Annotated in this window: 10 protein-coding genes; 2 read left to right on the forward strand and 8 right to left on the reverse strand. The window is 56.9% G+C overall.

Annotated features, from left to right (window positions below):
* Positions 1-817: 817 nt before the first annotated feature.
* Positions 818-1,084, reverse strand: coding sequence for a DUF2534 family protein (locus BN3796_RS18280; RefSeq protein WP_061709772.1), 267 nt, complete (start codon positions 1,082-1,084; stop codon positions 818-820).
* 208 nt (positions 1,085-1,292) lie between these two features.
* On the opposite strand from BN3796_RS18280, the gene eco reads away from it, so the two are divergent.
* Positions 1,293-1,781: a serine protease inhibitor ecotin gene (eco, locus tag BN3796_RS18285; RefSeq protein ID WP_061709773.1), complete on the forward strand. Its 489-nt coding sequence runs from the start codon at positions 1,293-1,295 to the stop codon at positions 1,779-1,781.
* A 33-nt stretch (positions 1,782-1,814) separates the two neighbouring features.
* Here eco and mqo read toward each other — a convergent pair whose 3' ends face one another.
* Positions 1,815-3,464 carry a malate dehydrogenase (quinone) gene (gene mqo, locus BN3796_RS18290; RefSeq protein ID WP_061710062.1) on the reverse strand — a complete coding sequence of 550 codons (1,650 nt, stop codon included), beginning with the start codon at positions 3,462-3,464 and terminating at the stop codon, positions 1,815-1,817.
* Positions 3,465-3,706: 242 nt separating this feature from the next.
* Between mqo and BN3796_RS18295 the strand changes: the two genes are divergently transcribed.
* Positions 3,707-4,975: a SulP family inorganic anion transporter gene (locus BN3796_RS18295; protein WP_061709774.1), complete on the forward strand. Its 1,269-nt coding sequence runs from the start codon at positions 3,707-3,709 to the stop codon at positions 4,973-4,975.
* Here the strand turns inward: BN3796_RS18295 and mgtE are convergent.
* The 6 genes from mgtE to BN3796_RS18325 form a co-directional block, all read right to left on the reverse strand.
* Positions 4,917-6,350: a magnesium transporter gene (gene mgtE, locus BN3796_RS18300; RefSeq protein WP_061709775.1), complete on the reverse strand. Its 1,434-nt coding sequence runs from the start codon at positions 6,348-6,350 to the stop codon at positions 4,917-4,919. The genes BN3796_RS18295 and mgtE overlap by 59 nt on opposite strands.
* A gap of 127 nt (positions 6,351-6,477) precedes the next feature.
* A complete protein-coding gene (locus BN3796_RS18305) occupies positions 6,478-8,121 on the reverse strand; it encodes a multidrug ABC transporter permease/ATP-binding protein (RefSeq protein WP_061709776.1) in 1,644 nt (547 codons plus the stop codon).
* A 76-nt stretch (positions 8,122-8,197) separates the two neighbouring features.
* The gene (gene alkB / locus BN3796_RS18310) at positions 8,198-8,848 is read right to left on the reverse strand and encodes a DNA oxidative demethylase AlkB (RefSeq protein ID WP_061709777.1); all 651 of its coding nucleotides are present in this window, start codon (positions 8,846-8,848) and stop codon (positions 8,198-8,200) included.
* On the reverse strand, positions 8,848-9,906 hold the full coding sequence (gene ada / locus BN3796_RS18315) for a bifunctional DNA-binding transcriptional regulator/O6-methylguanine-DNA methyltransferase Ada (RefSeq protein ID WP_061709778.1): 1,059 nt from the start codon (positions 9,904-9,906) through the stop codon (positions 8,848-8,850). The genes alkB and ada overlap by 1 nt, the downstream gene beginning before the upstream one ends.
* 72 nt (positions 9,907-9,978) lie before the next feature.
* Positions 9,979-11,034 carry an FAD:protein FMN transferase ApbE gene (gene apbE / locus BN3796_RS18320; RefSeq protein WP_061709779.1) on the reverse strand — a complete coding sequence of 352 codons (1,056 nt, stop codon included), beginning with the start codon at positions 11,032-11,034 and terminating at the stop codon, positions 9,979-9,981.
* A gap of 113 nt (positions 11,035-11,147) precedes the next feature.
* The gene (locus BN3796_RS18325) at positions 11,148-12,257 is read right to left on the reverse strand and encodes a porin OmpC (RefSeq protein WP_061709780.1); all 1,110 of its coding nucleotides are present in this window, start codon (positions 12,255-12,257) and stop codon (positions 11,148-11,150) included.
* Positions 12,258-12,511 lie beyond the last annotated feature (254 nt).

Below are 12,511 nucleotides of genomic sequence, written 5' to 3' on the forward strand. Positions count from 1 at the left end.
TGGACGCCTCATGCTGGAACGTATCGGCTATGCCTGTTCCTTTCCATTTTAAAATAGTTATTAAGTGAACGATGTTTCCTTACAAAACCATATTAGAATAAACCACAATAAAATATCAACATCAAGGTTAAGCATCTAATAGTAGACTTTCATAAGATTACTTCTCTACAGGATAACAAAGAATACCAGATATGCACTACACCTACGAAAAACGATTATTAGTTGACAAAATGTGAAATAAACAATCACACCAGAGAGAGTTACCAGATTTATTATTTAGCAAATGAATTAATTAATATAAACCGATACATTCGATAAATCATAATAATCACTAGCATTGTAAGACTGAACTATATAACAATGAGAAAGGAATTATTTTGTTAGATCCTGTGCCAGGAGAAGATGTCAATCATGAATATCAATGCAGTCAACATTGTGGAGAATAATACTAATATAAAAAACTAACGTTATGCTCTGCCTTCCCAGACCTCATATAAGTTGTAAATAAAATGTATCTTGATGTGGTTATAGTCCTATCACTATTAACAATTGATTCGGGTCATATCATCTTTATTTTTAATATAATTGTACGGTGTAATTGAAACGGGTTTCACAAATTCCAATCTGTTCTATGCAAATGGTACAGCGATCCTGCCCGTGATTAACCTCATAGCCCATAGAACGAGAGACTAACTGGCACAGGAGTGTTAGAAATCGCTACCAGATACCTTTTTTGAAAGACGATGCCGGGGCAATGATCCGTGGCAGCCATTCTCGTGAAAAACCAACCTCGCGGTTGGTTTTTTTGTTTCTGCCGTCAGGCCTGTTTCTTGTCGTCGCCGCCAAGAAAAAATATCCCCAGCGGAATGGCCAGCAGGATGGTAAAAACCATGCTGTAGACGAAAATCATCGCTGATTGCAGTACAAACATGCTGGTGGTCCACTCGGAGAGAGGGATATTGTATTGCTCAATCACGCCGACAATCGTCGCCCGCCCTACTCCTGCGGCGGCAATCAGAAATACCACAAACAGCGACAGTAAAAACTTCCTGCCTGCGGGAGTTTTCAGTTTTGCGCGAACCATAATGCTCTTCCCTTTACAGATGAATAACACTCTCTTTTGTTAACCCTAACACGTTCCTTTCATTGTTGCCACAACAGCACTTTCATCTAATCAACAGGCAAAAAATCAGCTTATTAATCCAGTTACATGGAAAATATAAGTAAATTTCACCAGTCACTTTTACCGTCTATGCTAACCTGTTAGCGATGTTTTGACAGAAGGAACGATTGTGAAAAAGGTACAGACACTCTCCCTCGCCCTGCTCGCCGCGATCTCCGCCAGCGCCTTTGCCACTGACGTGCAGCCGCAGGAGAAGACAGCCCCCTGGCCACAGGCTGAAAAGGGGATGAAACGGCAGATGATCCAGCTTCCGCCTCAGGATGATGAGTCAGGCTACAAGGTCGAGCTGCTGATTGGTCAGAAGATGAAGGTGGACTGTAATACCCACCGCCTGGGCGGCAAGCTGGAGAGCAAGACGCTGGAGGGCTGGGGGTATGACTACTATCGCTTCGATGCGGTCTCCTCCCCGGTTTCCACGATGATGGCCTGCCCGGACGGCAAGAAAGAAGAGAAATTTGTCACCGCCTGGCTGGGAGAAAACAGCCTGCTGCGCTATAACAGCAAACTGCCCATCGTGGTCTATGCGCCTGAAAATATTGAGGTGAAGTACCGCATCTGGAAAGCTGATAACAAAATCGAAAACGCGGTAGTGCGCTAATTAAAACGCCGGGTCTCACCCGGCGTTGTCTTATCAGAGAGCGATATCCGCCACCGGTTTATTTTCCGGCTGAGGCTTCAGCTCCGCTGCTGGCGCAGCTCCTGGTGCCTGCGGTTTTTCATACTGAAGCTGCAGCACGCGGCTGGTGGACTCCAGCTCCTGCTCGGTGGCCGCCACGTTACCGTTCAGCTTCGTACCGTAGGAAGGAATAATCGTTTTCAGCTTCGCCTGCCACTGCGGGCTGGCCACTTTGTCTTTAAAGACTTTTTCCATCAGGTGCAGCATGATTGGCGCGGCGGTCGAGGCTCCCGGCGAGGCGCCAAGCAACGCGGCAACCGTCCCTTCCTGGTCGCTGACCACTTCGGTCCCCAGACGCAGCACGCCCCCTTTATCCGCATCGCGCTTAATGATCTGCACGCGCTGGCCCGCCTGCCACAGACGCCAGTCCGCTTTCTTCGCCTGCGGATAGTACTCCTTCAGCGCTTCAAAGCGTTCGTCATCGGAGAGCATCACCTGGCTAATCAGGTATTTCACCAGATCGAAGTTATCCAGCCCGACGTCCACCATCGGCATGACGTTAGAGGTGGTGGTAGAGCTCAGCAGATCCCACAGCGAACCGTTTTTCAAAAATTTGGTGGAGAAGGTGGCGAACGGCCCAAACAGCACGACGCGCTTGCCGTCCAGCATGCGGGTATCGATATGCGGAACTGACATCGGCGGCGCGCCGACCGAGGCCTGACCGTAAACCTTCGCCAGGTGGCGGTTCACCACCTCCGGGTTTTCAGAGACAAGGAACTGGCCGCCCACCGGGAAACCGGCATAGTTCTCCGCTTCGGGAATACCGGTCTCCTGCAGCAGCTTCAGCGCGGCGCCACCCGCGCCGATAAAGACAAATTTCGCCCTGATAACGCGCTCCGCCTCATGATTTTTCAGGTCGGCGACGGTGACGCTCCAGCTCTTGTCGGCGTTACGTCTGAACCCGCGCACTTCGGTATTGAGCTGCAGGGCAAAGTTCTGCTTCTTCTGCAGGGAGGCCACCAGCTGGCGGGTGATTTCGCCGTAGTTGACGTCAGTGCCGATTTCAGTACGGGTGGCAGCCACCTTCTGGTTCGGATCGCGCCCTTCCATTACCAGCGGCGCCCACTCTTTGATCTGAGCGTGATCTTCAGAATACTTCATGCCGCGGAACAGCGTGCTCTGCTGCAACGCCGCGTAACGCGCGCGCAGGAAATTAACGTTCTGCTCCCCCCAGACAAAACTCATGTGCGGTACGGTATTGATAAAAGTGTGCGGATCGTGCAGGACGCCGCTATTAACCTGGTGCGACCAGAACTGACGGGAGATCTGGAATGCTTCGTTAATTTCCACCGCCTTTTCGATACTGATGGAACCGTCCTTCTGCTGCGGGGTGTAGTTCAATTCCATCAGCGCCGAATGGCCGGTGCCGGCATTGTTCCAGCCGTTAGAGCTTTCCTGAGCCACGCCATCAAGACGCTCGACCATGGTCATGGACCAGTCCGGCTGGAGCTCCTGCAGATAGGTCCCCAGCGTGGCGCTCATAATACCGCCGCCAATTAAAAGGACATCCGTCTCCTGCTCTTTTGGCGCGTCGGCGCGGGTCGTCATGGAGACGAGACTCAGCCCCACGGCCATGGAAAAGAGCATGGCAGTCGTTTTTTTCATCATATTGCCTTACCTGTAATGGTGCTTTTTGCGTGGAAATTGCAGGCCACATTCGCTGCGGGGAGGACGGTAGCAACTTTTAAAGGGGGTTTAAAGGTTACGAAATTATTGTAATTGTGAAATTTAATGATTGATTGTTTGTAAGGGAATTACATTCTCAACTGGAAATGCGCCGTTTTCCTGGGTACTATGCTGCACTTTGTGATCGCGCGCACGGAAGCTTGCCCTAACCTGCGAATTGTATGTCATTACCCCACACCTCTTCCCTGACGCCCGCTGATGGCCGCGTCATGAGCGTTTTGCGCTCGCCCAAACTTTTTATGCGTGAAACGCTGGCCGGTGTGATTACCGCTCTGGCGCTGATCCCGGAAGTGATCTCCTTCTCCGTTGTGGCGGGAGTTGACCCGAAGGTCAGCCTGATCGCCTCGGTGGTGCTCTGTCTGGCCATGTCGTTGCTTGGCGGACGTCCGGCGATGGTCACCGCCGCCGCGGGCTCCGTGGCGCTGGTTATCGGGCCGATGGTGGCCCAGCACGGCGTGCAGTACATCTTACCGGCGGTAATACTGGCGGGGATCATTCAGATCCTGTTTGGCGTGCTCGGTATGGCGCGGCTGATGCGCTTTATCCCGCAGTCGGTAATGACCGGCTTCGTCAACGCGCTGGGCATCCTGATTTTCTTTGCCCAGGTGCCGCACTTCTGGAGCAAAAGTCCGCTGATTGTCGGCCTCTTTGTGCTGACCATTCTGATCGTGCTCTGGGCGCCGCGCTACATTAAGAGCGTCCCCTCCCCGCTGATCGCCATTGTGCTGCTGACGCTTTTTACCGTCACCAGCGGGCAGATCCTGCCGACCGTAGGCGACGAAGGCTCCATGAGCGGCGGTCTGCCGGGGCTGACGCAGCTGCTGGTGCCGCTTAATCTCCAGACCCTGAGCATCATCTGGCCCTGCGCGTTAAGTATCGCCTTTGTCGGCCTGATGGAGTCACTGCTGACCGCCAAGCTGGTGGATGAACTGACCGTCACCCCTTCCAGCAAACGCCGCGAGAGCATCGGACTGGGCGTGGCGAATATCATGTCCGGCTTTTACGGCGGGATCGCGGGCTGCGCCATGATTGGCCAGACCATTGTCAACGTGGAGATGGGCAAAGGGCGCAGCCGCGTCTCGACCTTTGCCGCCGGGATCGTGTTGCTGGTGCTGGTTACCGCGCTCAGCGAAGTCATGGCAAAAATCCCGATGGCGGTGCTGGCGGGTATTATGGCGATTGTCGCCATAAAGACCTTCAGCTGGCACAGCGTTCAGCCCGCAACTCTCAAAGCGGCGCCGGTGACCGAAACGCTGGTGATGCTGGTGACCGTGGCGGCCACCGTCTACACCGGCAACCTGGCGCTCGGCGTACTGGGTGGACTCGTGGTGATGGCGCTCGTCCCTGCCCGCCTGCGACGCAAAGCGGCCCTCAAAGCAGAAAAATCGTCGCCAGTCCAAAAAAAAAAAAGAAACCGCCGGTATCGGTAATGGCGGTAATCATCACGCTCGACCCCACGGCGGGGTCGCGCCCCAGGCGGGTCATGACCATCGGGATAATGACTCCCATTATGGCTGCCACCAGCAGATTGAGCACCATCGCCAGGGTCATCACGCCTCCCAGCGCCATGTCGTCATACAGCCACCAGGTGATCCCGCCCATTATCCCGCCCCAGACCAGGCCATTGATTAACGCCACGCCCATTTCTCGCAGGATCAGAAAGGTGAAGTTGCCGGGCTGGATCTGCTGCAGCGCCAGCGCGCGTACAATCATGGTAATGGTCTGATTGCCCGTGTTGCCGCCAATGCCCGCCACAATCGGCATCAGCGACGCCAGCGCCACCAGCTGGGAAATGGTCTGCTCGAAGCCGTCGATCACGCGGGAGGCGATAAAGGCGGTGCAAAGGTTAATGGCCAGCCACGCCCAGCGGCTCTTTACCGCCCGTCTGACCGGAGCATAGACATCTTCTTCAGCGCTGAGGCCGCCCATCGCGCGCATATCGTTGCCGGTCTCTTCATAGACCACATCCACAATCTCGTCGATGGTAATGCGTCCCATCAGCTTGCCCGCCGCATCCACCACCGGGGCGCTGATCAGGTTGTCACGTTCAAAGGTACGGGCCGCTTTTTCCGCGTCATCTTCCGGGGAGAAGGTCATCGGATCGGCCTCCATCACCTCGCTCACCCGTATCTGCCCCCCATTCACCAGGATGGTTTGCAGCGTCAACTCACCCAGCAGGGTTTTATCCCGCGAGGTGACAAAGAGCTTGTCGGTGTTCTGCGGCATGTTGCCCAGCCGGCGCAGGTAGCGCTGCACGGCGGCCAGCGTGACGTCGGAGCGGATCGTCACCACCCCGAACTCCATGATCGCCCCGACGCTGTTCTTTTCATAATTCATCACCTGCCGCACGCGGGCGCGCTCTCCGGCAGGCAGCGAGGCGAGCAGGCGGCCGGTAAGGTTACGCGGCAGATGTTGTACCAGATAGATCCGGTCGTCGATATCGAGCGTCTGCAGGGCATCCAGGATCGCCTGGTCGCTCATCTCGTCGATCAGATCGTCCCAGACGTTTTCCGAGGCCTCCAGCAGTACCTGTCCGCGCTCATGATCCTGCACTAGCCGCCACAGCGCGTGACGCTCTTCGGAAGGCAGGGCTTCCAGCGTATCCGCCAGATCGGGCGGCGGCAGATGGGCCACCAGCGCCCCTACCTCAGCAATATCGTCGGCCAGCGTGCCGACATCATATTGCTCAGCCAGGGTGAGCTTACCCAGCAGCGTGGAGGTGACTGCCTTATCGGTGGTGAGCAGCCAGATGAGACGGGCACGCTCCTGGTCGCGTAGCCTGGCGCTGTTTTTCCTGATGTGCATATTTCATAGATCCCTGAAATGAGTTGTTATCAAGCATAGCGCGGGGAAACGTAATTGATACTAAACGGCGGGCGGGAGTGGTCAGAAAAGCGGCAAATGCCGGGCGACGCTGCGCCCGGCGTGCAATTTACGCGGTACGCGCCACCGCATCCCGGGAGGCGGCTACGCGCTCGTCGCCGGTCAGTTCGGTAAGCTGGCCGTTACGCATCTCCAGCAGGCGATCGGCGTGAATGAAGTAGTGATCGTCGTGGCTGATAGCAAAAATGGTTTTACCCATCTCCTGCATCAGCGGCAGAAGCACCTGGTAGAACTCGCGACGGAAATGCGGGTCCTGATCCGCGGCCCACTCATCCAGCAGGATAATGTCGCGCTCCTCCGCCAGTGCCAGCAGCAGCGCCACCCTCTTCTTCTGCCCTTTTGAGAGCTTCAGATTGAGGATGCGGCCATCCTTAAGCTCCAGTTTGTCGGACATCTTCAGACGCGCAAGCCAGGTCGCCACCAGCTGCGGATCCGCCTGCTCTCCCTGCGCCCCCAGAAGCTGCTCAAAGAGCCAGACGTCGGTAAAGACGGCGGAAAAGAGCTGGCGGTAATCTTCCGGTTTTTCCGTCGACATTGGCCGACCGTCGAGCAGAATTTCCCCCGACAGCGGCTGGTAAAGCCCGGTCAGCAGCATCGCCAGGGTCGATTTCCCGCTGCCGTTGCCGCCAATCAGGAACAGCAGTTCGCCGCGCTGAAGGGTAAGGTTAATCGGCCCCACGGCAAAATTATTGTCCTGATAACGGAAGGTGACGTTACGCATCTCCAGGCGCTGCCACTCCGGGAAGCGCTGCGGTCGCGGGAACTCAGCCCGATAGGGTGCCAGCGCGAATTTGTTCAGCTTGTTAAAGGCCACCTGGGCGCTGAGCAGCGTAGGCAGCGCCCCTACCGCAGAGAGCAGCGGCGTGCGCAGGAAGAGCAGCGTCAGGGAGTAGGTCGCCGCCACGTTGGTATCGGCCCAGCCGAGGCTGTTGGCCATCCAGAAGACCAGGCCAATCGCCCCCAGCATCATAATGTTCGACCAGTTCACCGCGCTCAGGTGGAAGGTGTCGGCGCGAATGATATGGTGGCGATACTCCCGGGCGTCGGGAATGTAGAGGTTATTGAAGAGATGCTCGGCGCGCTCACGGTTAAGCGTCAGCTCCTTACGCCCTTCCAGCACCGTCTGGTAGTCGTTGTAGAGCTTATCTTCGGTTTCACGCAGCACCGCCATATGTTTGTATACCCGCGCCACCAGCAGATAACCGCCCCAGATGGTTACGACGATCCAGAGGGTAGTCACCGCCAGCATTTTGCTGGAGAGCCAGGCGAGATAGGCCGCCGAACCGAAGGTCAGGATAATGCCCTGCACCAGCTCCGGTAGTCGCACAAATGCGATGGTTATGGCCCGCACATCGCTGGTCAGCCCCGCCAGCAGGGAGGCGCTGCCGAGCTGTTCGATGCGTTCGACCTGGGTGTCGAGAATACGTTTAATAAATTCGCTGCGCAGGCGGTAAACAAAGTGATGCCCCAGCGCGGTCAGCGCCAGCTGCGAGCCAAGCGTCACCGCCATCAGCAACAGTAGCAGGCCGAGAAACTCCGGCAGCACCGCAAGGGAGGTGTCCACCATCTCGATTAAACGCACGTTAATAAAGGCGATAAGGCCAATGCCCAGCGCGGCGCTGACAAGGCTGAGCGCCATCACGCCGATAAACGGCCAGCGGTACTGCCGCCAGACAAGAAGAAGTAGCTGCATGCAGAGCAATCCAGACAAGAAAAAACAGCCAGCAGTTTAAACTGCCCGCCGCTCACATCAAGAATAATTCTTATTTTTATTCGTTATACGAGGCCTGCCGGAAGGTGAGGTTATACCGATACTCTCCGGTCAGAGGATGATCGCCCGGCTTAAGGGGCTGGATGCCATGATAAAAGAGCCGCGACTCCCCGCCCCAGACCACAACGTCGCCATGTTCGAGCAGCAGGCGTTTCAGCGGATCGTTGCGGCGCAGGCCGCCAAACTGAAACACCGCAGGCAGCCCCAGCGAAACGGAGACGATGGGCGCGCGCAGGTCCGGCTCATCTTTATCCTGATGCAGCGAAAGCTTCGCCCCCGGCGCGTAACGGTTGATCAGACAGGCGTCGGGACGGAAATCGGGATAACCTGCCGCCACGGCCGCCTCGTGGCAAAGCGCGGTAAACGCCTCGGGCATCGGCGGCCAGGGCTGGCTGCTGAGAGGATCGACCGGCGAGTAGAGATAGCCTCGCGCATTGGTCGCCCAGCCCAGCTCGCCACAGTTGGTCATGGCGACCGACATGGTATAACCGCCCGGGGTTACCATATGGCGAAACGGCGCGACGGTCGCGACCTGCGCGATCCCCGCCATCAGAGCGGGCGCGCGAGCCAGCGCGAAGCGGCGCAGAATGGTCGCGCCGGGGGCGAGCGGCTCATGCCAGGGTTCAGCATCGGCAAACAGATCGAGCATTACTCCTCCTCGGTTAACTCGCGCCGCAGCAGTAGCGCCTTGCGGGCAGCTCCCCAGCGGTAGCCGCCGGGGGCGCCGTCGCTGCGTACCACGCGGTGACAGGGGATAATAATCGCCAGCCGGTTGGCGGCGCAGGCCGCCGCTACGGCCCGCACGGCCCGGGGTCTCCCCACCGCCTGCGCCACCTGCTGATAGCTGGCGGTTTCGCCGCGGGGGATGTTGCGCAGCGCCTGCCAGACCTGCTGCTGGAAGGCGGTGCCGCGAATATCAAGCGGCAGCGCCAGAGGGGCGCCGGTGCGATCGAGGCGGGCAATCGCCTCGCGGATCTGCCCGGCGGGCTCTCCCTGCAGCGCCCGGAGCTCGGCGCGGGGAAAAAGCCGCTGCAGCTCCTGCGTCAGGGCGCGATCGTCATCCCCCAGCAGAATAGCGCAGACCCCGCGCTCGCTCTGCGCCACCAGATAGCGGCCCAGCGAGCCGTCGCCGGTCGCGTAATCTATTCTTAGCGCCTCGCCGCCGTTGCGGTACTGCGTGGCGGTCATACCCAGCGCGTCATTGGCCTTGCGATAGTAGCTGCTGCTGTCCGGGAAGCCGGCCGCCAGCACCGAATCGGTTACCGCCGCCCCCTGCTCCAGCGCCTGGCGCAGCCGTTTCGCCCGCGCCGCCTGCTGCCAGGCTTTAGGGGTCATGCCGGTTGCGCCCTTAAAGAGACGATGAAAATGGTAAGGGCTGGTGGCCATCTCGCTGGCCAGCGCCGCAAGCGTCATATCGGGCTGCTCTTCCAGCAGACGGCAGGCTTTTTCAATTTGCGCCATCCGGTGCGCCTGCGGCGCCTCCCGGTCGGGCACACAGCGTTTACAGGGACGATACCCCGCCCGCTGCGCTTCCCGGGCATCCGCGTAAAAGCAGACATTTTCGCGCCGCGCCTGGCGGGCGCGGCAGGAGGGACGGCAGAAAATGCCGGTGGTGCGTACGGCGAAGACAAACTGGCCGTCAGCAGCGGGGTCGCGGGCCAGCACGGCCTGCCAGCGATCCGCATCGGTAAGCGTCAGGTTTTTCATCATGGACTCCTCTTTCAAGCATACCCATAACCTGCCCGATCGCCAGCCGGGATGAACCCGCAACCTTGCTTTTTAATTTCGACCGCTCACCAGAAAGCTGTCGAACTGCGGCGAGGTCCAGGTTTTAAAGCCCTCCCCCTCTTTCACAATCATATAGACCGCCAGCCCCTCCTGACGCACCACCTCTTTGGCCTTTTCCGGCCCCAGCACCATCAGCCCGGTATCCCAGGCGTCGGCCTCCAGCGCCGTAGGCGCAATCACCGTGACCGAGACCAGGTTATGCTCGATCGGCCGGCCGGTTTGCGGGTCGATAACGTGGGAGAGGCGTTTGCCATCCAGCTCATAGTAGTTGCGATAGCTGCCGGAGGTGCTGATGCCGTGGCCATTAATATCGACGATGGCCTGCACCGCGTTTTGCGTGTCGGTGGGCTTCTGAATGGCCACGCGCCAGGGTGTATCGCTGGCGTTCATCCCGCGGCTCACCAGCGCCCCGCCCACGGAGACCAGGTAGCGGGCAATCCCCTCCTGGGTCATCAGCGCCGCGAGATGATCCGCCGCGTAGCCTTCACCGACGGTGGAGAGATCGACAAAGAGATCGGGAATATCTTTCTGCAGATACTGCTGACCATACTGGTTAATGACCGTCAGATGCTGCAGACCGGTACGGGCGCGGGCATTGTCAATCTGCGCCTGATCGGGTGTGGTCACGGGCTGCTTGTCCGGGCCAAAGCCCCACAGGTTGACCAAAGGCCCGACGGTAACATCCATCGCGCCATTCGTCTTGTAGCCCACATGCAGCGCTTCGGTCACGATATCGGCCATCGCTTCACTTACCGGCCAGGGCGATGTGCTGTTCGAGAGGTTAAAGCGCATCAGCGCAGAGTCGTTTTTATAGGTAGAAAGCAGCCGGTCGTCGGCATCCAGCTGATTCTGGATCTTGCCGCGCAGCTCCCCGGCGCGCGCGCTGTCAATGCCGATGACGCTGACGCGCCAGAAGGTGCCCATGGTTTTGCCTTCCAGCACCGTAGCCGCAGGCGCGGTCTGCGTTGCAGCCGGAGTGGAGGTATCGCATGCCGTCAGAAACAAGAGTGCAGCCAGAAAGCTGGCCCGTAAAGAAATCATATCCATTCGTTATTATCCTCATGCCAGGGCGGCAAGAGTACACGTAAATCGCGTTGCGGTTAAGCGCTAAAAAGGGAGTAAAAAAGGGGCCGAATGGCCCCTGAGAAAAGCGTTTTCGCTTAGAACTGGTAAACCAGACCCAGCGCGACGATATCGTCGGTGCTGATGCCTGCAGCCTGGGTGAAGTCGTTATCATCCAGCAGGTTGATTTTGTAATCCACGTAGGTGGACATGTTTTTGTTGAAGTAGTAGGTCGCGCCAACATCAACATACTTCAGCAGATCCTGATCGCCGTAGCCGCCTTCAATGTCCTTACCTTTAGACTGGAGGTAAGCCACGGACGGACGCAGGCCGAAGTCGAACTGGTACTGTGCAACCACTTCGAAGTTCTGCGCTTTGTTGGCGAAACCGTAAACTTCGCTATCGTTCTGAGAATTGCCGAAACGGGTTGCGTTGTAGGTCTGAGAGTACTGTGCCGCCAGGTAGATGTTGTTGGCGTCATATTTCAGGCCGCCGGAGTAAACTTCTGCGCGATCGCCATCACCCAGCGCCGCGGTGTTGTTCTGATCGTAGGTACGTTTGGAAGAGGCCATCGCACCACCAACGCTGAAGCCTTCGCCCAGATCGTAGGTCAGAGACGCGCCGTAGCCGTCGCCGTTCTGTTTCAGAGTGCTGCGGCCGGTATCGTTTTCACCGTCTACGCTGCCGTTTTTACCCTGATACTGCAGAGCAAAGTTCAGGCCATCCACCAGACCGAAGAAGTCCTGGTTACGGTAGGTTGCTACGCCGTTAGCACGGGACTGCAGGAAGTTATCCGCACCGTAGGTGTCGCCGCCGAACTCAGGCAGAACGTCGGTCCAGGAGGTAACGTCATAGATAACGCCGTAGTTACGACCGTAGTCGAAAGAGCCCGCTTCAGCGAATTTCAGACCCGCGAACGCCACACGCGTCCAGGACTGGTTGTCGCTTTCGGTAGTGTTACCCTGGATCTGGTACTCCCACTGACCGTAACCGGTCACCTGGTCGTTCACCTGGGTTTCACCTTTGAAGCCGATACGCATGTAAGTCTGATCGCCATCAGCGCCATCGTCATCAGAGAAATAGTGCAGACCGTCAACTTTACCGAACAGATCTAATTTGTTGCCATCTTTGTTATAAATTTCAGCCGCGTTGGCTGCGCCTGCTACCAGCAGAGCCGGGACCAGAAGGGACAGTACTTTAACTTTCATTATATTAACCCTCTATTATATGCCTTATTATTTGCCACTGCTTACTGATTAACCCTCTTAACCAGTCGGCAACTCATTCTCCGCAAAAAAACAGAATAATCCAACACGAATATGATACGAAAACTTTGAGGATGTTTCATTTATCTATAAAGTTGTTTCAAATTATAAATATTACGGAACTTTTTTAGAGCACTCAGCGCTAAAAAATAGGGCACGCAGAGCGAAAAATAAAAATAATCATCATTAAATCAATC

Origin of the sequence: Pseudenterobacter timonensis, assembly GCF_900021175.1 — a bacterium.
In the GTDB taxonomy this organism is placed as follows: Bacteria; Pseudomonadota; Gammaproteobacteria; order Enterobacterales; family Enterobacteriaceae; genus Enterobacter; species Enterobacter timonensis.

Excerpts from the sequence above, each read along its gene's own strand:
- BN3796_RS18325 (WP_061709780.1), bottom strand. The coding sequence starts at position 12,257 with ATGAAAGTTAAAGTACTGTCCCTTCTGGTCCCGGCTCTGCTGGTAGCA.
- BN3796_RS18280 (WP_061709772.1), bottom strand. The coding sequence starts at position 1,084 with ATGGTTCGCGCAAAACTGAAAACTCCCGCAGGCAGGAAGTTTTTACTG.
- BN3796_RS18305 (WP_061709776.1), bottom strand. The coding sequence starts at position 8,121 with ATGCAGCTACTTCTTCTTGTCTGGCGGCAGTACCGCTGGCCGTTTATC.
- ada (WP_061709778.1), bottom strand. The coding sequence starts at position 9,906 with ATGAAAAACCTGACGCTTACCGATGCGGATCGCTGGCAGGCCGTGCTG.
- alkB (WP_061709777.1), bottom strand. The coding sequence starts at position 8,848 with ATGCTCGATCTGTTTGCCGATGCTGAACCCTGGCATGAGCCGCTCGCC.
- apbE (WP_061709779.1), bottom strand. The coding sequence starts at position 11,034 with ATGGATATGATTTCTTTACGGGCCAGCTTTCTGGCTGCACTCTTGTTT.
- mqo (WP_061710062.1), bottom strand. The coding sequence starts at position 3,464 with ATGAAAAAAACGACTGCCATGCTCTTTTCCATGGCCGTGGGGCTGAGT.
- BN3796_RS18295 (WP_061709774.1), top strand. The coding sequence starts at position 3,707 with ATGTCATTACCCCACACCTCTTCCCTGACGCCCGCTGATGGCCGCGTC.
- mgtE (WP_061709775.1), bottom strand. The coding sequence starts at position 6,350 with ATGCACATCAGGAAAAACAGCGCCAGGCTACGCGACCAGGAGCGTGCC.